Raw genomic sequence first — 19,002 nt, 5'->3', positions numbered from 1 at the left:
CTGAGCGTGCCCGCGGATTAGATCTCGTCGATCGAGGCGGCCTCGAAGCGGCTGGAGATGTTGATTCCGAGCTCTTCCGCTGCGCGGAAGGCCTCGTCGTCGGTGTCGCGGAGGTTGACCAGCGTGCCGTCGGCCGAGAGGACCTCGACGTTCAGGCAGAGCGACTGCATCTCCTTCATGAGCACCTTGAAGGACTCGGGGATGCCGGGCTCCTGGATGTTCTCGCCCTTGACGATCGCCTCGTAGACCTTCACGCGGCCGAGGATGTCGTCGGACTTGATCGTCAGGAGCTCCTGGAGCGCGTACGCGGCGCCGTAGGCCTCGAGAGCCCAGACCTCCATCTCACCGAAGCGCTGTCCACCGAACTGCGCCTTACCACCCAGCGGCTGCTGCGTGATCATCGAGTACGGACCCGTCGAGCGTGCGTGGATCTTGTCGTCGACCAGGTGGTGGAGCTTCAGGATGTACATGTAACCCACGGAGACCGGTGCCGGGAACGGCTCGCCGGAGCGGCCGTCGAACAGCAGGGCCTTTCCGCTCGAACCGATCAGGCGGTCACCGTCACGAGTCGGCGTGGTCGCGTCGAGGAGACCAGCGATCTCCTCCTCGCTCGCACCGTCGAACACCGGGGTGGCGACCTTCGTGCCGGGAGCGGCCTCGAACGCTTCCTTCGGGAGCTTCGCAGCCCACTCCGGAGTGCCTTCGACCTTCCAGCCCTGCTTCGCGATCCACCCGAGGTGGGTCTCCAGGACCTGACCGAAGTTCATTCGGCCCGGGATGCCGAGCGGGTTCAGCACGATGTCGACCGGAGTTCCGTCCGCGAGGAACGGCATGTCCTCGATCGGGAGGATCTTCGCGATGACACCCTTGTTGCCGTGACGACCGGCGAGCTTGTCACCCTCGGTGATCTTGCGCTTCTGGGCGATGTAGACCACGACGCGGCGGTTCACGCCGGAGCCGAGTTCGTCATCGCCGTCTTCCGCGTTGAACTCCTTGACCGCGATGATCGTGCCCTGCTCACCGTGGGGCACCTTCAGCGAGGTGTCACGGACTTCGCGGCTCTTCTCGTTGAAGATCGCGCGGAGCAGACGCTCCTCGGCCGACAGCTCGGTCTCACCCTTCGGCGTGACCTTGCCGACGAGGATGTCGCCGGGGCGGACCTCGGCACCGATGCGGATGATGCCGCGCTCGTCGAGGTCCTTCAGCAGCTCAGGGCTGACGTTGGGGAGGTCACGGGTGATCTCCTCCTTGCCGAGCTTCGTGTCGCGAGCGTCGACCTCGTACTCCTCGATGTGAATCGAGGAGAGCGTGTCGTCCTTCACGAGGTCCTGGCTGAGGATGATGGCGTCCTCGAAGTTGTAGCCCTCCCACGTCATGAACGCGACGAGCAGGTTCTTCCCGAGCGCCAGTTCGCCGTTCTCGGTCGCGGGACCGTCTGCGACGACCTCGCCGACCTCGACCCGGTCGCCCTCGTTGACGACGACCTTCTGGTTGTACGACGTGCCCTGGTTGGAGCGGTCGAACTTGCGGAGGTGGTACTCCTGCGTTCCGCCCTCGTCGAGCATGACGACGACGCGGTCAGCGGAGACCTCGGAGACGACACCCGGCTTCTCGGCGGTGAGCACGTCACCGGCGTCGATGGCCGTGTAGCCCTCCATACCGGTTCCGACGAGCGGCGAGTCGCTGCGGAGCAGCGGCACAGCCTGACGCTGCATGTTGGCACCCATGAGGGCGCGCTGTGCGTCGTCGTGCTCGAGGAAGGGCACCAGCGACGTGGCGACCGACACCATCTGGCGCGGGGAGACGTCGATGTAGCCGATCTCCTCCGGGAGGAAGAGGTCGACCTCGCCGCTGCCGCCCTTGGGGCGGGCCAGGACGTGGCTCTCGCGGAAGCGACCCTTCGCATCGAGCGGGGCGTTGGCCTGCGCGATGTTGAAGTCGACCTCTTCGGAAGCCGTCAGGTAGTCGATCTGGTCGGTGACGACGCCACCGGTGACCTTGCGGTACGGGGTCTCGATGAAACCGAACGAGTTGATGCGCGCGAAGGTCGCGAGAGCACCGATCAGACCGATGTTCGGGCCTTCCGGGGTCTCGATCGGGCACATACGGCCGTAGTGCGACGGGTGAACGTCACGGACCTCGACACCGGCGCGGTCACGGGACAGACCACCCGGGCCGAGCGCGGAGAGACGACGCTTGTTCGTCAGACCGGCCAGCGGGTTGTTCTGGTCCATGAACTGCGACAGCTGCGACGTTCCGAAGAACTCCTTGATCGCGGCGACGACGGGGCGCACGTTGATCAGGGTCTGCGGCGTGATCGCTTCGATGTCCTGCGTGGTCATGCGCTCGCGAACGACGCGCTCCATGCGGGAGAGACCGGTGCGGACCTGGTTCTGGATCAGCTCGCCGACCGCGCGGATGCGACGGTTGCCGAAGTTGTCGATGTCGTCGGTCGCGAGACGGATCTCGGCCTTCTTGCCACCGCGGATTCCCGTGAAGGTCTCTTCGGTGCCGGCGTGCAGACGCACCAGGTACTTGATCGTCGCCACGATGTCTTCGACGGTCAGCACCGACGAGTTCAGCGGCTGGTCGAGACCGAGCTTGTGGTTGATCTTGTACCGACCGACCTTTGCCAGGTCGTAGCGCTTCGAGTTGAAGTAGAAGTTGTCCAGCAGCGCGCGGGCGGCCTCGGCGGCGACCTGCTCGCCCGGACGGAGCTTGCGGTAGATGTCGCGGAGGGCATCTTCCTTCGTGACGATGGTGTCCTTCGCGAGCGTCTCCTCGATCGAGGTGTAGCCGGCGAACTCGGCGAGGATCTCCTCGCTCGTCATACCCAGCGCCTTGAGGAAGACCGTGACCGACTGCTTGCGCTTGCGGTCGACGCGGACGCCGACCTGATCGCGCTTGTCGATCTCGAATTCGAGCCAGGCACCACGGCTCGGGATGACGCGCGCCGACACGATGTCCTTGTCGGACGTCTTGTCGGGGGTCTTGTCGAAGTAGACACCGGGCGAGCGCACCAGCTGCGAGACGACGACGCGCTCGGAGCCGTTGATGATGAACGTGCCCTTGTCGGTCTGCAGCGGGAAGTCGCCCATGAAGACCGTCTGGGTCTTGATCTCACCCGTGAGGTGGTTCATGAACTCGGCCTCGACGTACAGCGGAGCGGCGTAGGTCTTGCCACGCTCCTTGCACTCCTCGATCGAGTACTTCTCCGGCTCGAGGTAAGGGTTCGTGAACGACAGCTGCATCGTTTCGCCGAGGTCCTCGATCGGGGAGATCTCCTCGAAGATCTCGCCGAGGCCGCTGTTCTCATTGACGTCGTTGCGGCCGGCCTTCTTGGCCTCGGCAACGCGCGCCTTCCAGGCGTCGTTACCGACGAGCCAACCGAAGGATTCGGTCTGCAATGCGAGAAGGTCTGGGACCGTCAGCGTGTCGGAGATCTTGGCGAACGAAAGACGGGATGCTCCGCGTCCGTTCTTGGTGGTGGTGGATGTGGATGCGTTGCGAGCAGCAGCCAAGGGAATAACCTCCGTGAGCCCCGCAGGGCTTCTCGATTCCTTTGTCGTCAGGTGGAGTGTGCGCTCAAAGACTCAACGAAATGCCGACCACCATATGAGGGCAGGGAGAAGCGAGCGCAACTAGCAACTATACGTGCGATTCCACGACATGGCAAGCTCAGTCCTTGACCAATCTCGGATGCTGCGGTAAAAGCATCGGATCACCGGGCCGGGAGACCCCCGACCCGGTGATCTCAGGATGCGATGTTGAGCTCGTTACCGGGGATCGACGCGAGCAGACGCCGGGTGTACGGGTCGCGCGGATTCGTGAAGATCTCCTCACTCGAGGCGGCCTCGACGAGCTTGCCGTCCTTCATGACGCAGACGTAGTCGCTGATCAGCCGCACCACCGCCAGGTCGTGCGAGATGAAGAGGTAGCTCAGTCCGTACTCCTTCTGCAGGTCGCCGAGCAGCTTCAGGATCTGGTCCTGCACGAGCACGTCGAGCGCGGAGACCGGCTCGTCGCACACGATCAGCTCCGGCGACAGCGCGAGGGCCCGCGCGATCGCGACCCGCTGCCGCTGACCTCCGGAGAGCTCGGACGGATACCGGCGGAGCATCGACTGCGGCAGAGCCACGTCGTCGAGGAGCTGCCGCACGCGCTTGCGTCGATCGCTGCTGCTCCCCCGCTTGTAGAAGTCCAGAGGCTCCCCGATGAGTCGCTCGATCGTGAACATCGGGTTCAGGCTCGAGTACGGGTCCTGGAAGATCGGCTGAACTCGCTGGCGGAAGTCCCGCTTCTCCCCTCGGCTGAGAGTCGAGATGTCCTTGCCTTCGTAACGGATCAAACCGCTGGTCGGCTCGATCACCTTCAACAGCATCCGAGCCGTCGTGGTCTTGCCCGACCCCGACTCCCCCACGATCGCCACCGTTTCACCGCGCGGGATCGCCAGCGACACGTCGTCGACGGCGACGAAGTCCTCACCACGACCGCGCACCGGGTACACCTTCGTGAGGTTCTCGATCTCGACGATGTTCTCGGTGCGGGCCCCGTCGGGGCGCTTCGTCTCGCTCGGCCGACTCGACGACCTGGCGTCCGCAGTCTCCGTCTCCGCGGACTCGTTCGACGGCCGGGCGTCGACGGCGAACGTCTCCGGGCGGAGGCGCGCTGCTGCGACGGACGGTGCCGCCTTCACCAACGACTGGGTGTACGGATGCTGCGGATCCTCGAGGATCTGCCGCGCCGACCCCTGCTCGACGACCCGACCGCGGTGCATCACGATGACCCGCTCCGCCCGCTCGGCGGCGAGCCCCAGGTCGTGGGTGATCAGCAGCACGGCGGTCCCGAGGTCACGGGTCATCGCCCCGATCTGGTCGAGGATCGTCTGCTGCACCGTGACATCGAGTGCGCTGGTGGGCTCGTCGGCGATCAGCAGGCGCGGCTTGCACGCCAGTCCGATCGCGATCAGCGCCCGCTGGCGCATGCCGCCGGAGAACTCGTGGGGGTACTGCTTCGCCCGTTTCGCCGGGTCAGGCAGGCCGGCCGAGGTGAGGGCCTCGACGACTTTGGCCTGCACGTTCTGACGGTTGGCGAGACCGTGCGCCAGGAGCGTTTCGGCGACCTGCGTGCCGATCTTCGCGACCGGATTCAGGTTCGACATCGGGTCCTGCGGCACGAGACCGATGTCTCGACCACGGATCGAGCGCAGTTCGCTCTCCGAGGCGCGACCGATGTCCTTCCCGTCGAGGCGGATGCTGCCCGCGGCGATCCTGCCGCCACCGGCGAGCAATCCGATGATGGCCATGGCGGTCGTCGACTTGCCCGATCCGGATTCGCCGACGATCGCGACCGTCTCCCCCGGGTTGATCTCGAGATCGACGCCTTCGACCGCGTGCACGACGCCGTCCATCGTGGCGAAGTCCACCGCCAGGTCTTTGACCGAGAGCAGCGGCACAGCGGACATCTGATTCTCCTTCGTGGCGCTCATCGCGCCCTCGTCCTCGGGTCCATCGCCTCGCGCAGCGCCTCACCGAGCAGGGTGAAGCCGAGCGCGGTCACGGCGATGCAGATACCGGGGAGGAATGCCAGCCACGGTGCGATCGCGAGCTCGGCCTGAGCGTAGGTGAGCATGCGACCCCACTCCGCCGTCTCCGGGCGCCCACCGCCGAGGCCGAGGAACGACAACGCAGCGGCATCGATGACCGCGGTCGCGAGCGTCAGGGTGCCCTGCACGATCACCGGACCGATCGCATTGGGCAGCACGTGCGACATGGTGATCTGGCCCCGGCCGAGGCCGAGCGTCTGCGCGGACAGCACGTAGTCGCTGGAGCGCTGCTGCAGCATCGACGCGCGCAGCAGACGCGCGAAGATCGGAACCTGGGATGCACCGATGGCGATCATGATCGCGAATGGCGTCTGACCGAGGATCGCCGCGATCGACACGGCCAGCAGCAAGTTCGGGACCGACAGGATGATGTCGACGATGCGCATGATGAGGGTGTCGACCCACCCGCCGAACGTTCCCGCCAGCAGGCCGAGCACCATGCCGCCGACCAGGCCGATCGCCGTCGAGATCACGCCCACCAGCAGCGAGGCCTGCGCACCCCAGATGAGCTTGGAGAGCACGTCGCCACCGAACCGGTCGAGACCGAGCGGGAACTCCGGCATCTCCCCCGGTCCGGGGATGTAGGTCGGCGTGATGAACTTCGCGCCAGGAAGCGCCGTCTCCGGGTACGGAGCCAACAAAGGCGCGAGAGCGGCGACGAGAAGGAACAGCAGCACGATGGCCGCACCGATCCACGCCGTCGGGTTGCCGCGGAGTCGACGGAAGACATCGCTCCAGAAGCCGCCGGAGCCGCCCTTGAGGTCGGCCTGTGCGAGCGCGACGGTGTCGATGTTGCCGCCGCTCTCGGCAGACGGCCCCTGGGCAGGAGGGAGCGCGATGGTCATGAGGCGTCCTCCTCGCGAGGGATGGTGAAGGAGTTCACTGCACTCTCACTCTCGGATCGATGAAGCTGTAGGACACATCGACCGCGAGGTTGATCAGCGCGTACGCGATCGCGATGAAGATGATGAATCCTTGGAGCACCGGGAAGTCCCGTGTGAAGATCGCCCTCGCCAGGAACGATCCGATACCGGGAAAGGCGAACACCGTCTCGGTGAGCACCGCCCCCGAGATGAGCAGTCCGGTCTGGAGACCGATCGTCGTGATCACCGGCAGCATGGCGTTGCGCAGGATGAAGCGGCTGCGCAACGTCGACGATCCCACGCCCTTGGCGCGTCCGGTGCGCACGTAGTCGGCGTTCTGCACCTCCAGGACGCTGGCCCTGGTGATGCGGACGATGATCGCGAGGGGGATCGTGCCGAGCGCGAGCGCAGGCAGGATCAAGTGCAGGATCGCGTCCCAGGACGCGTCGAACTCCCCGGTGATGATGCCGTCCCACACGTAGAACCCGGTGGGATGTGTCGCGTCTATTCGTGGATCCTGTCGACCGTCCGACGGCAACCAGCCCAGCTGCACCGCGAAGATGTACTTCAGGATGAAGGCCAGGAAGAAGACCGGGATGGTGATGCCGACCAGGCTCAGCACGACCGAGGCGTGATCGGTGAACTTGCCGTGCCGACGGGCAGCCCAATACCCGAGCGGGATGCCCACGCCGACGGCGAAGATCAGCGCCATGACGCTCAGTTCGAGGGTGGCCGGGAAGCGACGGAGGAACTCCTCCGTCACCGGCCGGTTGGTCTGGATGGACGTGCCGAAGTCGCCCTGAAGAAGGCGGCCGACCCAGATGAAGTACTGCTCGAGGATCGGCTTGTTGAAGCCGTAGAGTTCGTTGACTCGGGCGATGGCCTCGGGCGTCGCCTTCTCACCGAGAAGAGCGACGGCGGGGCCACCGGGGAGGGCCCTGACCCAGGCGAACAGCAGGATGCTGAGGCCGATCAGGGTGGGAATGAGGAACAGCAGTCGCCCGCCGATGGTGCGCAGCAAAAGATCTCCGATGATTGCCCGGTCACTCCTGAGGTCGTTGAGCGAGCGAAGCGAGACGAAACGCAGCTTCCCGCAGGTCACTGCGTTTCGTCTCGTCGCTTCGCTCCTCGCTCAACGACCGATCAGAGAGGAACCGGTGGCCGTCACTTGGTGAGGACGATGTCCGTGAAGACTTCGTCGTTCACCGGGCTGGCCGGGTAGCTCTCCACGCGCGGGTCGAACGCCAGGGTCGGCGCCGGGTGCGCAAGCGGGACACCGGGGATGAACTGCGCGACATCCTCGTTGATCTGCTCGTACAGCGCGGTCTGCTCGTCAAGGTTCGGCACTCCACGCGCTTCCGTCAGCTTCTGGAACAGCTCGGGGTTGTCGAAGCCCCACTCCGAGCTCTTCTGACCGAAGAAGACGCCGACGAAGTTGTCGGTGTCGTTGTAGTCACCGGTCCAGCCGAGCAGGTGGATGCCATGATCCGCGGTGCCGGTGGTGCGGTCGAGGTACTCGACCCACTCCTCCGAGACCGGGGTGGTCTCGACGCCGACCTCGGCGAGCTGCGTCGACAGCACGGTGAAGATCTGCTCGGGGTCCGGCATGTACGGGCGCGACACGTTGACCGGGTAGTTGAAGGTCAGCTTCAGCGGGTTCGCCTCGGTGTAGCCGGCATCCGCGAGCAGTTCCTTGGCCTTGTCCTGGTCGAAGTCGTACGTCGTGACGTCCTTGTTGTAGCCGTTGACGACGTCGGGAAGGAACTGCGTCGCCTTCTCGGTGCCCTCCGGCAGCACCTGACTGATCAGGGCGTCCTTGTCGATGGCGTAGGAGAGAGCCTCGCGGACCTTCGGGTCCTGCAGCTCCGGAATCGCCTGGTTGAAGGCGAGGTAGAGGATCGTGAACGGCGGGCGCGACACCATGGTGAAGCCGTCGTCCTCGAGCGCCTTGGTGTCGGCGGGGCCGACGAGGTCGTAACCGTCGATCGAACCGGACTCGAGCGCCTGCCGGCGGGCGGTGGGGTCGTCGATCGTGCGGAAGATGATCTCGTCGATCTGGCCCTTCTCGCCCCAGTAGTCGTCGTAGGACTCGAGCGTGACCTGCTCGCCGGGAGCCCACTCGTCGAACTGGTAGGGGCCGGTGCCGACCGGGTGTCCCATCGCGTACTCGGAGAGCTGGGGCGCCTCGGCGGAACCCGCCACCTCGTCTGCACCGAACTCTGCCAGAGCCGACGGGCTCTGCATCGAGAACGACGGCAGCGACAGCGATGCCACGAACCCGGCGAAGGGCTTGTTGAGCTCGATGGTGACCGACGACTCGCCGTCCGGCGCGCAGGACTTGTAGACAGCGTCTGCGGCGTTGGAGGCGTAGCCCTTGAAGAGCTTGTTGTAGTAGTAGCCGAACGCCTCGGATGCGGCGAGGCCGGTCCAGTTGAACCAGCGGTCGAAGTTGAAGCAGACGGCCTCCGCGTTGAACGGGGTGCCGTCGTGGAAGGTGACGCCCTCCTTGAGGGCGAACGTGTGGGTCATGCCGTCTTCGGACGACTCCCACGACTCAGCCAGGAGCGGAGCGGGGTCGGCGGTGCCGGGCTCGGTGCCTACGAGACCCTCGAACATCTGGCGCGAAACGCGGAAGGACTCGCCGTCCTGCGCGAAGGCCGGGTCGAGGCTCGCCGGGTCGGACGATGCGGCGAACACGAATGTGCCGTCGACGTCGCCAGCGGCTGCTTCCCCGTCGTCTCCGCGATCGCTGGCGACACATCCCGAGAGGACGAGCGCCGCGAGTGCGGCTCCGGTGACGGCGATGAGACCTCGCCGACGTGTGATTGAGTGGTGCATGGTGGTGAACCTTCCCTGTAGGGCGCTTCTCTGCACGTCCCGGTGAGCGTCGTCGCCTCCGGACACGGTGATTCCTTGAAACTACCCAGTGGTTTCCCAGATACCAAACACCGGCACGTTGCAATCCGATATCGACATCTCCCCGTAATACCGGATCGGGTAGTGTCCTGATCGTGCCCGACTCCTCCCCTCTCGCCGTCGGCGTCGGCGAAGGCCTGGTCGCTCTGGTCGCCGCTGACGCAGGACCCCTCGAAGACAGCCGCACCTTCCACCGTTCCCTTGCCGGAGCGGAGTGGAACACGGCGATCGCCCTGGCATCGGCCGGCATCTCCACCGCCGTCATCTCCCGCGTCGGCGACGACGGGTTCGGTCGTTTCCTCACCGCCGAGCTCCATCGTCACGGCATCGACGATTCCGCCGTGGAGGTCGATCCGGCTGCTCCCACCGGGCTCTACGTGAAGGAACTCGCTGCGCGTCCGGACGGGGCGGTGGACGGCACGATGCACTACTACCGCGCGGGTTCCGCCGCCGCGGGCCTGTCACCGCAGACGCTGCAGTCACCCGCGGCATCCGCTCTTCTCGACCGCGCGGCGCTCGTGCACACCTCCGGGATCACCCCGGCCCTGTCGGCATCGGCCCGTGCGGCGCAGGAGGCGCTCTTCGCCGAGCGTCGACCCGACCGCCTGCTCAGCTTCGACGTGAACTGGCGGCCGGCACTGTGGCGAGGACGCGAAGACGAGGGCGCGGCGTTGATCTCGGACTTCGCGCGGCGCGCCGACATCTTCTTCTGCACAAGGCCGGACGCCGAAGCCGTGTTCGGGACGGGCGACCCGGCAGCGCTGCGTCGTCTCTTCCCGGAACCGCGGTATCTGCTGCTGACCGACCCGAGCGGTGCGGTCGCATTCGACGGCGAGGAGCGTGCGACGAGCGACGCACTCGATGTGCCCGTCGTGGAGACGATCGGTGCCGGGGATGCCTTCGCCGCCGGTTTCCTCGCCGGCGTCCTCACGGGCCTCTCCCTTGCGGGGAGTCTCGCGCGCGGCCACCGCATCGCCACCCGGGCTCTGGCGAGCACCCGCGACCACGTCGACTGAGGCCCTATCCCGGTCGTTGAGCGAGCGCCAGCGAGACGAGACGAACGGGGGCGATCAGCGACCCGAGGGGGTCTGACGGCGCAGTGCTGCCGCGTCGTGCGTGAGCTGCAGAGAGACGGCGACCGGTTCGCCCCGATGCTGCACGACCCGCACGAACAGGACATCGACCAGGGCCAGCTGCGCGATGCGGCTCGACATCGCTGCCATCCGGAAGGGCGACTCGTGTGCGTGGGTGAGCAGGACCACGTCAGCGGCCAGAGCGAGCGACGACTCCGCGGCACTGGTGACGGCGACCGCCAACGCCCCGGCGTCGCGGGCGACCTCGAGCGCGCGCACGGTCTCCGACGTCTCCCCTCCGTGGGAGAACGCGATCGCCACGTCGTCGGCCGACCGGAGCGCGGCGGTCGTCACTGCGAGATGAGGATCCGGGGAGTGCGACACGGAGCATCCGATCCGTGACAGTTTCAACTGAAGGTCCTGCGCGGTGAGCGACGACGATGCCTGCCCGAACAGGTCGATGTGACGTGCCGACGCCACAGCGGTGGCCGCGCGATCAAGAGCGACCCCGTCGAGCGCGTGGGCGGTCTTCTCGATGGCGTCGATCTCCATCGCCGCCAGCTTCGCGGCGATCGCCGCAGGCCCGTCGTCGGGGTCGATGGCCGTGCTGTCCAAGCCGAATCGGGCCTGCTGCGCCTGAGCGAGAGTGACCGTGCGCGCCACGGCGACCCGCAATTCGCGGTAGCCGCTGAAACCGAGCGACTGCGCGAAGCGGGCTACCGTCGACAACGAGGTGCGGCAGAGCTTCGCGAGGTCGTTGATCGCAAGGTCGACGACGAGCGTCGGGTCGCCGAGGATCGTCTCCGCAACGCGGCCCTCCGCGGCACTCAGCCTCGGAATCGAGCGGCGCACCAGCCCCAGAACGTCATCGTCCATGTGCGGTCCCGCTCAGCCGGCGGTACGGGTGCTCTCCGGCGGGGCGAAGCGTCCCAGCAGCTGCTCGCGGGCCACCTGCGCACCCACGAGACTGGCGGCGGCCACCTCCATGGTCGGAAGCGGCAGCGGATGCTTCGCCGGCAATCCGACGTTGACGACGACGGCCCCGGCGTCCTTCAGGGCCGCACGCTCCACGAGGGCACGCTGCGCGGCATCCGCGTCGGGCCGGTCGATGAGCAGCACCGTGGTCCCCGGACCCGCCGCGACGCGGTCTAGTACCTCGTCCTGCTCGGCGACGGGCGTGGAGGCGACGTCGAGGCGCACGCGCGGACCGTCTGCCGCGAGGCCGCCCGAGACGTAGCCGGCTGCACTGTCGACGGCGAGCGACGATCGACGGCGCGCGTCGATGACGGCGAGTTCGGATGCCGAGGCAGGAGCCGTCCCGACGATGCTGATCGCCCGGCGCACGATCGCACCCGCGTCATACTCGTCGTCGGTTTCCTGATCCCGATCGGCCGCCTCGTGAAGCTTGGCGGCGAGCGCGGCCACGCGCGCGGCCGCCTCCTCGACGCGTTCCCGCGACAGCGAGCCGTCGCGGAGCGCTGTCACGATACCGTCACGCGCGGCGAGGAAGTCCTGCAGGTCCTGATCGGCCAACGCGTCGTCACCGGGGTTCGTCGGGTTGCCGATGCACAGCAGGTCGGCACCCGCGGCGAGTGCGAGAGCAGCTCCGCCGCCGATGCCCACGGTCTCACGGATGGCGGCCATGTCGAGCGCATCCGTGACGATGACGCCGTCGAAGCCCCACTGGCGCAGCATCCCGAGAACGCGAGGATTCAGGGTCGCCGGTGCTTCACCCCAGGCGGGGACGACGATGTGCGCGGTCATGACCGCATCCACCCCGGCCGCGACGGCCGCACGGAACGGTTCGAGGTGCACGCGCTCGAACTCCTCGATGTCGAGGGAGATCTCCGGGAGGGCGTGATGCGAATCGAGGTGCGTGTCGCCGTGCCCGGGGAAATGCTTGACGCACGCAGCTGCGCCGGCGTCCTGGATGCCGTCGACGGAGGCGACGACGTGACGCGAGACGAGCGCCTCATCCGCCCCGAAGGCTCGCACGCCGATCACGGGGTTCCGGGGGTCGGTGTTGACGTCGGCGACCGGCCCGAGGACGACGTTCGCGCCGACGGCGCGCACACGGCGCGCCAGCTCGGCCCCGGTCGTCTCCGTCGCGACGAGGTCGTCGAGCAACCCGAGCTGGGCGGCGCCGGGGACGGTGGAGCCTGTCGCCGATTCCAGCCGCGTGACGCTGCCGCCCTCTTCGTCGACGCCGATCAGCGCATCCGGGTTGGCCTGTCGGATCTCGTCGCTGAGCGCGGCGAGTCCCTCGCCGACGTTCTGCCCGAAGTACACGACTCCGGCGAGCCCCTGGCGCAGTTCGTGGAGGAGCCATTCCGGCGCGCGGGTGCCGAAGAACCCCGGCCAGAGCACGCCGTTGGCGAGGCGCTCGAGGTCGGCGCTCATCCCTTCACGGCTCCCGCCACCATGCCGGCCGACAGACGTCGCTGCACGATGACGAAGAAGATCATCACCGGGATCGTGATGATGGTCGACGCGGCCATGATGCTGCCCCAGTCGTTGGAGTGCAGCCCGAAGAACGACTTCAGGCCGATCGAGACGGTGTACTGGTCGCTCTCCGCACCCAGGATCGTCATGGCGAAGATGAACTCGTTCCACGCGGTGATGAAGCTGAAGATGCTGGTCGCGACGAGCCCCGGCATCACCAGCGGCAGCAGCACCGAGCGGAACATGCGCCACCAGCTCGCACCGTCGATGTAGGCGGCCTCTTCGAGCTCGACCGGGACCGCGGCGACGAAACCTCGCAGCATCCAGATGCCGAAGGCGAGGGAGAGCGCGACGTACACGACCATCAGACCGAGGATGCTGTTGAGCAGGCCGAGGCTCTTGACCTGGAGGAACAGCGGGATGACGAGCGCTTCCAGCGGAACCATCTGCACGACGAGGATCATCATCAGCATCGTGGTGCGGAACTTGAAGCGGAAGCGCGCCACGGCGACCGCCGCCAGCAGGCAGACGAGCGCGCTGACGAACACCGTGACCAACGCCACGATGGCGGAGTTGCGCAGGTAGGTGCCGAATCCGCCTTCGGTGAGGACGTAGGCGAAGTTGTCGAACGTGAACTCCTGCGGCAGCAGGGACTGTCCTCCGCTGGATGCCTTCGCGTCGAAGGCGCTGGAGACCATCCAGTAGACGGGGAAGAGCGTGAAGATCAGGACGGCGGCGACGGCGATCCCGATGCCGATCCGCGATCGGAGCGAGGCACGGGGGTTCACAGCTCGTCCTCCTTCGTGAGCGACCGAATATAGACGATGGTGATGCCGATCAGGACGAGCGTGAGCAGCACGGCGAGGGCCGCGCCGAATCCGTACCGGTTCTGACCGAAGGACTCCACGTACGACCAGACACCGAGATTCAGCACGGAGCGGTTGCCACCGGATCCGCCTGGCATCAGATAGACCTGCGCGAACACCTTGAAGTCCCAGATGGTCGACAGGATGATCACGACGGTGAACACCGGCTTCAGGGTGGGGAAGATGATCTGCCAGAACCGTCGCCATGAGTTCGCGCCGTCGAGCGCTGCGGCCTCCAGCATCTCCTTGGAGACGCCGAGGAGCCCGGCCAGGACGGTGATCGCCACGAACGGGAAGCCGTGATGGACGACGTTCAGCAGCACGATCGCGTAGAACGACCACTGGTTGGTGAACCAGTTCACGGACTCGTCGATCAGGCCCACGTCTTTGAGGACGGCGTTGAAGATACCCCGGTCGGGGTCGAAGATGAACGTCCAGACGTAGGTGCCGGTCACGGCGGGCATCGCCCACGCGACCATGATGCAGCTGGAGACGATGGTGCGCCAGACCGTACCCAAGCGGGCGAGCAGCAGAGCGACGAGCGTGCCGACGGCGACGGTGACGAACACCGCGACGGCCGCGAAGCCGACGGTGTTCGGCAGCACCACGGTCCACAGCTGCGGATCGGTGAGTGCCTCGACGTAGTTCTGGAGACCGATCCAGTTGCTCTCGCCGGTGTTGATCTCGCGCAGCCCGTAGTCCTGCAGCGAGTAGATGAACACCTGGACGAGCGGCCAGAGCATGAGCACCGCGAGGATGATCAGCCCGGGCGCGAGGAGGAGCCAGGGACGGGCCGAGACGAGCGAGAGGCCTCGCTTCGGCCGGCCGCCGACCACGGAGGCGGAGGAGGACTCCGCCTTCGTGGTCGGCAGTGGCGCTTGCACCATCGACATGGAGGGTATTGCCTTACTTCTGGTTGAGCAGTTCGGTCATCTCATCCGCGGCATCCTTCGTCGCGGTCTCGACGTCCTTCTGGCCGCTGACGATGGCCTGGATCATGGAGTTGGTCGTCTTCTTCGCCTGCACGGCGCCGAAGTTCGGCGTGACGGGGACGGATGCTCCACCCTCGACCATCTGCTCGGCGAACGGTGCGACGAGCGGGTCGGTCGAGGCGAGAGCCTCTTCCATCGCGGACTGGACGCCGGGGAAGTAGCCGGTCTCGGCCGCCCACTGCTCGGCGAACTCACCCGTGGTCATCATCTTGACGAACTCCCACGCGAGGTCGGCGTTCTCGGTCGTGTTGAAGACCGAGAGGTGCGATCCGCCGAGCACGGAGGGAGCGATGCCACCGTCCTGGCCGGGGATGACGGCGGCGCCGATCTTGCCTTCGAGCTCGGGGTTCGCCTCGATGAGCGCCTTCGGGGTCCATGAGCCGGAAAGCATCATGCCGACGTTGCCCTGCGTGAACGCGTCACGAAGGTCCGTCTCCTTCCAGGTGGTCGCGCCGGCCGATGAGAAGCCGTGCTCGGTGGCGAGGCCCGTGTAGAACTCCAGTCCCGTTTGCGACTCGGGGCTGTCGAGTTCGCTGGTCCAGGTGTCACCGTCCTGCGTCGCGACCTCTCCGCCCGCACCCCACACCCACGGATACACCTGGAACTCGGCGTCGCCGGGAACCGGGAACGGGAGCATGTCGGGCTTGGCTGCCTTGATGGCCTCACCGGCGGCGACGATGTCGTCCCAGTTCTCCGGGGCCTCGAGACCGAGCTCCTCGAACACGTCGGTGCGGTAGACCAGCGAACGCACGCCGGCGTACCAGGGCATGCCGTAGAGCTCGTCCTCGTACGTGCCCGCGACAGCAAGGCCTTCGACCAGGTCGTCGCGCAGGCCGTCTTCGGCGTCGACGTACTCGCCGAGAGGCTCGAGCGCACCGGCGTCGGCGAACTCGGCGGTCCAGGTGGTGCCGGTCTCGGCGATGTCGGGGGTGGTGCCACCGGCGATGGACGTGACGAAGCGGTCGTGAGCGTCGGCCCACTGCACCTCTTCGATGTTGACCGTCGCTCCGGTCTCCTCTTCGAAGGCCGTCGAGACCTCGTCGTAGAAGGCGGTCGAGTCGGGGTTGGTGCCCTTCATGATCCAGACGGTGAGCTCCTGGCCCTCCCCGTCGGTGCTGCCCTCGTTCGAGCCGCCGCCGGCGCAGGCGGCGAGACCCAGCGTGGCCACGGCGCCGAGCGCCAGGGCCGGAAGAATGCGCTTGTGCATCAGGGTGTTCTCCTCTTTGAAATAGCTCCTGGCGGGCGTCGGGTGCTCACCGGTAGGAAAAAGTATCCACGACTAACTAATTGCCTGCAAGTTATTCCCACAAACGTCATACGGCCGTAACATCGCCTCTCGCCGCTAGGCTCGCGCCATGCCCCGCCGTGATCAGGACGCCGTTCGACCCACCGTCGCGCGCCATGCGACGTTGCCGACTCCGAGCCCGCTCTCCAGCTTCCTGAAGTTCCTCGGCATCGCCCTGGGCGTCGTCGTCGTCTCGGCTGTCGCCGTCGGGGCCTATCTCGTCGTCGATGTCTTCAACCGGGTCGGCGACGACGCCGTCGCGCTCGAGGGCGCGCCGGAGGTCGAGCCGCCGTCGCTCGGCGCATACCCGGCCGACCAGGCGTTCAGCATCCTCGTCGTGGGCACGGACGAGTGCGGAGAGAAGGCCACCGCGCTCTTCGCCGAGCGCTGCGAAGAAGCGGACGGGCTCAGCCGCAACGACGTCAACCTCCTCGTCCACGTCTCCGCGGAGCCACGCAACGTCACCGTCGTCTCGCTCCCCCGCGACCTCATGATCGAGGTCCCCGAATGCACCAGAGAAGACGGCACGGTCAGCCCGGCGATGGCGAAGGCGTCGATCAACTCGGTGTTCGACCAAGCCGGCCTGTCCTGTGTCGCGAAGACGGTGAGCGACCTCGCCGACATCCCGATCGGGTTTGCGGCCAAGCTCAGCTTCGACGGCGTGATGGCCATCACCGAGGCGATCGGCGGCGTGGAGGTCTGCATCGCCGGCGACGGCATCCGCGACCGGCACACCGGACTCAATCTGCCTCCGGGCACCCACACGATCTCCGGGGTGGAAGCTCTGCAGTTCATCCGCACCCGGCACGGGGTCGGCGACGAGAGCGACCTCGCGCGCATCTCCAATCAGCAGCAGTACATGTCCCGCCTCGCCAAGAAGGTCCTCAGCGAAGAGACCCTGACGGACGTGCCCAAGGTGCTGCGCCTGGCCAACGCGATCGCCGACAACATCGTTCCGAGCGAGGAGCTGCGCGACCCCCTCCGCCTCGCCCAGCTCGCACTCGCCCTCAACGACGTGCCGTTCAGTGACTTCGTGTTCGTGCAGTACCCCAATCTCGAGGACCCCGACGACAGCAACCGCGTCGTGCCCAACTACGAAGCCGCCGACGCCCTGTGGGCCGCCCTGAAATCCGGGCAGCCGGTGCAGCTCACCGGTGACGTCGCCACCCACGAGGGTGTGGAGCTCGTGACCCCCGCACCGACCCAGGCGCCTGCCCCCACGGCGACGGCGGGATCGGAGACGACGAGCCCCCCGGTCAGGGCGACCCTTCCGCCCGACATCTCCGGGCAGACCCTGGAGCAGGAGACCTGCTCGGTCGGGAACCAGCGATGAGTCCCCTCCCCAGCGCGTAGGCTCGTGTGATGGGCCGGATGCGATCGCGCGACACCGAGCATCCCCAGGCCCGGCTCGACCACGGGGGCATCGCACGCATCGTGCCGTCGGAGTTCACGACCGGTTTCGAACTCGTCGTCGATGACACTCCGCAGTCGCATGTCGACCTCGACGATCCGACCCACCTGCACTTCGAGTACATCGTGCGCATGGGCGCCGTCATCGAGCAGCTCGCACCCGGTCCGCTCACCGCGGTTCACCTCGGTGCGGGCGCGCTGACGATTCCCCGCTACATCGAGGCGACGCGGCCGGGATCGCGCCAGCAGGTCATCGAGCTCGAAGCGCCGCTGGCGCACCTCGTGCGCGAGCACCTGCCCCTGCCGAAGGGCGCGGGCATCCGCATCCGCATCGGAGACGCCCGCGAAGGAGTACGCCGTCTTCCGGCCGCCCTGCAGGACCACTGCGACCTCGTCGTCTCTGATGTGTACTCGGGCGCGCAGACACCCGCGCACCTGACGAGCGTCGAGTTCTACCGTGAGCTCTCCGGCCTGCTGGCGCCGGGCGGTGTGCTCCTGGTGAACGTCGCCGACGGCCCTGGGCTCGCCTTCGCCCGGCGCCAGGCGGCGACCATCGCCGACGTGCTGCCCGAGATCGGCATCCTCGCCGACACTCAGGTGCTCAAGGGGCGTCGCTTCGGAAACCTCGTCATCGCGGCATCCGCCACACCGCTGCCCACCGAGTGGTTGCCGCGCCTGCTGGCCGCGGGACCGCACCCGGCCAAGATCGCGGAGGGCGCCGAAGCACGCGCCTTCATGCAGGGTGCGCGCGTCGTGACGGATGCCGACGCTGTGGACTCCCCCCGTCCGGACGCCTCCATCTTCCTTCGCTGATTTCTGCGGCACGCGCACCGCAGGGTCGCAAGACGCCGCACTGCAGCTGCGCGAGCGACCTTTCGTGCCACCTCCGCAGATCGGATGCCGCGACCAGGGCGCGCCGCCTCGTCGAGAACGCAACAGCCAGGCAGACTGGACGGGGACGCTGCGGAAGGAGAGCAATGAGTTTCATCCAGGGATACGACCAGGAGACCCTCCGCGAAGTGGTCGATCTCGACGAGTGCGCCGCACGCCTCGCGGAGATCGAATCGCAGCGCAGTCTTCCCGCGCTGCTCGAGCGCGTGTGGCTGCTCAAGGTGCTGGGCCGACTGGACGAGGCTCTCGTGCTCGCCGACGAAGCGGTACGCCAGGCACGCATGGCGGGCACCCGAAAAGACGTCTTGCGTGCTCGAGTGCTGCACGCGACGATCCTGCAGTATCGCGGGGCTCATGCCGCCGCCGAGCAGGAGCTCGCGACCTGCGCCGACGAAGCAGAGGGGCAGCGCTGGTTGTCGATCGCGGCGTTCGCGCACCAACATCACGGCAAGAACGCCTACGACGCCGGCGACTTCGAGACGGCGAGGGAGAGCTTCAAGCGCTCGCTCTTCCTGAGGCGGGAATCGGGCGCCGAGGATGCCGCTCTCGAGACGGCTCTGCTGGCGATCGAGGCGGCCGAACGGCGGCGCTCCACGCAGCTCGTCGCCGGCTGATCCCGGCCTGAACCGCGATGTCGGCGGCATGGCCTAATCTGAGCG

The 19,002-nt window shown here is 67.0% G+C and carries 14 protein-coding genes; 4 read left to right on the top strand and 10 right to left on the bottom strand.

Annotation, left to right across the window (positions count from 1 at the left end; all coding sequences use genetic code 11):
• Positions 1-17: 17 nt before the first annotated feature.
• From D7252_RS09545 to D7252_RS09525, 5 genes are all read right to left on the bottom strand, one after another.
• Positions 18-3,521 (bottom strand): DNA-directed RNA polymerase subunit beta, encoded by a 3,504-nt coding sequence (locus tag D7252_RS09545; RefSeq protein ID WP_120775177.1) that lies wholly within the window; start codon positions 3,519-3,521, stop codon positions 18-20.
• A 233-nt stretch (positions 3,522-3,754) separates the two neighbouring features.
• Complete coding sequence (locus D7252_RS09540; RefSeq protein WP_251050678.1) at positions 3,755-5,488, bottom strand: ABC transporter ATP-binding protein; 1,734 nt, start codon at positions 5,486-5,488, stop codon at positions 3,755-3,757.
• Positions 5,485-6,450 (bottom strand): ABC transporter permease, encoded by a 966-nt coding sequence (locus D7252_RS09535; RefSeq protein ID WP_120775176.1) that lies wholly within the window; start codon positions 6,448-6,450, stop codon positions 5,485-5,487. The genes D7252_RS09540 and D7252_RS09535 overlap by 4 nt, the downstream gene beginning before the upstream one ends.
• A gap of 34 nt (positions 6,451-6,484) precedes the next feature.
• Positions 6,485-7,489, bottom strand: a complete 1,005-nt coding sequence (locus tag D7252_RS09530; protein ID WP_120776891.1) for an ABC transporter permease — start codon at positions 7,487-7,489, stop codon at positions 6,485-6,487.
• 143 nt (positions 7,490-7,632) lie between these two features.
• A complete protein-coding gene (locus D7252_RS09525; protein ID WP_120776890.1) occupies positions 7,633-9,306 on the bottom strand; it encodes an ABC transporter substrate-binding protein in 1,674 nt (557 codons plus the stop codon).
• Positions 9,307-9,479: 173 nt separating this feature from the next.
• On the opposite strand from D7252_RS09525, the gene D7252_RS09520 reads away from it, so the two are divergent.
• A complete protein-coding gene (locus D7252_RS09520; RefSeq protein WP_120775175.1) occupies positions 9,480-10,400 on the top strand; it encodes a sugar kinase in 921 nt (306 codons plus the stop codon).
• A gap of 54 nt (positions 10,401-10,454) precedes the next feature.
• Here the strand turns inward: D7252_RS09520 and D7252_RS09515 are convergent, their stop codons facing one another.
• Genes D7252_RS09515 through D7252_RS09495 form a run of 5 tightly spaced genes read right to left on the bottom strand, consistent with a single transcriptional unit; the run spans position 10,455 to position 15,964 of the window.
• On the bottom strand, positions 10,455-11,333 hold the full coding sequence (locus D7252_RS09515; protein ID WP_120775174.1) for a MurR/RpiR family transcriptional regulator: 879 nt from the start codon (positions 11,331-11,333) through the stop codon (positions 10,455-10,457).
• A 12-nt stretch (positions 11,334-11,345) separates the two neighbouring features.
• Positions 11,346-12,857 carry a glycoside hydrolase family 3 N-terminal domain-containing protein gene (locus D7252_RS09510; protein ID WP_120775173.1) on the bottom strand — a complete coding sequence of 504 codons (1,512 nt, stop codon included), beginning with the start codon at positions 12,855-12,857 and terminating at the stop codon, positions 11,346-11,348.
• A complete protein-coding gene (locus D7252_RS09505) occupies positions 12,854-13,687 on the bottom strand; it encodes a carbohydrate ABC transporter permease (protein ID WP_120775172.1) in 834 nt (277 codons plus the stop codon). Before D7252_RS09505 ends, D7252_RS09510 begins: the two co-directional genes overlap by 4 nt.
• The gene (locus tag D7252_RS09500; protein WP_120775171.1) at positions 13,684-14,658 is read right to left on the bottom strand and encodes a carbohydrate ABC transporter permease; all 975 of its coding nucleotides are present in this window, start codon (positions 14,656-14,658) and stop codon (positions 13,684-13,686) included. Before D7252_RS09500 ends, D7252_RS09505 begins: the two co-directional genes overlap by 4 nt.
• Positions 14,659-14,671: 13 nt before the next feature.
• Positions 14,672-15,964, bottom strand: a complete 1,293-nt coding sequence (locus D7252_RS09495) for a sugar ABC transporter substrate-binding protein (RefSeq protein WP_120775170.1) — start codon at positions 15,962-15,964, stop codon at positions 14,672-14,674.
• A gap of 148 nt (positions 15,965-16,112) precedes the next feature.
• Between D7252_RS09495 and D7252_RS09490 the strand changes: the two genes are divergently transcribed.
• From D7252_RS09490 to D7252_RS09480, 3 genes are all read left to right on the top strand, one after another.
• Positions 16,113-17,375 (top strand): LCP family protein, encoded by a 1,263-nt coding sequence (locus tag D7252_RS09490; RefSeq protein ID WP_120775169.1) that lies wholly within the window; start codon positions 16,113-16,115, stop codon positions 17,373-17,375.
• Positions 17,376-17,404: 29 nt separating this feature from the next.
• Positions 17,405-18,265: a spermidine synthase gene (locus D7252_RS09485; RefSeq protein WP_120775168.1), complete on the top strand. Its 861-nt coding sequence runs from the start codon at positions 17,405-17,407 to the stop codon at positions 18,263-18,265.
• A 164-nt stretch (positions 18,266-18,429) separates the two neighbouring features.
• A complete protein-coding gene (locus D7252_RS09480) occupies positions 18,430-18,957 on the top strand; it encodes a hypothetical protein (RefSeq protein ID WP_120775167.1) in 528 nt (175 codons plus the stop codon).
• Positions 18,958-19,002 lie beyond the last annotated feature (45 nt).

This window comes from Microbacterium sp. CGR2, assembly GCF_003626735.1.
Lineage (GTDB): Bacteria > Actinomycetota > Actinomycetes > Actinomycetales > Microbacteriaceae > Microbacterium.
The sequence above is the reverse complement of the archived record's forward strand: the minus strand, read 5'-3'. Positions and strand labels throughout refer to the sequence as shown.

What these genes read in the sequence shown, in the direction of transcription:
- D7252_RS09515 (WP_120775174.1), bottom strand. Translation starts at nt 11,333, where the DNA reads ATGGACGATGACGTTCTGGGGCTGGTGCGCCGCTCGATTCCGAGGCTG.
- D7252_RS09540 (WP_251050678.1), bottom strand. Translation starts at nt 5,488, where the DNA reads ATGAGCGCCACGAAGGAGAATCAGATGTCCGCTGTGCCGCTGCTCTCG.
- D7252_RS09495 (WP_120775170.1), bottom strand. Translation starts at nt 15,964, where the DNA reads ATGCACAAGCGCATTCTTCCGGCCCTGGCGCTCGGCGCCGTGGCCACG.
- D7252_RS09535 (WP_120775176.1), bottom strand. Translation starts at nt 6,450, where the DNA reads ATGACCATCGCGCTCCCTCCTGCCCAGGGGCCGTCTGCCGAGAGCGGC.
- D7252_RS09490 (WP_120775169.1), top strand. Translation starts at nt 16,113, where the DNA reads ATGCCCCGCCGTGATCAGGACGCCGTTCGACCCACCGTCGCGCGCCAT.
- D7252_RS09525 (WP_120776890.1), bottom strand. Translation starts at nt 9,306, where the DNA reads ATGCACCACTCAATCACACGTCGGCGAGGTCTCATCGCCGTCACCGGA.
- D7252_RS09500 (WP_120775171.1), bottom strand. Translation starts at nt 14,658, where the DNA reads ATGTCGATGGTGCAAGCGCCACTGCCGACCACGAAGGCGGAGTCCTCC.
- D7252_RS09480 (WP_120775167.1), top strand. Translation starts at nt 18,430, where the DNA reads ATGAGTTTCATCCAGGGATACGACCAGGAGACCCTCCGCGAAGTGGTC.
- D7252_RS09485 (WP_120775168.1), top strand. Translation starts at nt 17,405, where the DNA reads ATGGGCCGGATGCGATCGCGCGACACCGAGCATCCCCAGGCCCGGCTC.
- D7252_RS09510 (WP_120775173.1), bottom strand. Translation starts at nt 12,857, where the DNA reads ATGAGCGCCGACCTCGAGCGCCTCGCCAACGGCGTGCTCTGGCCGGGG.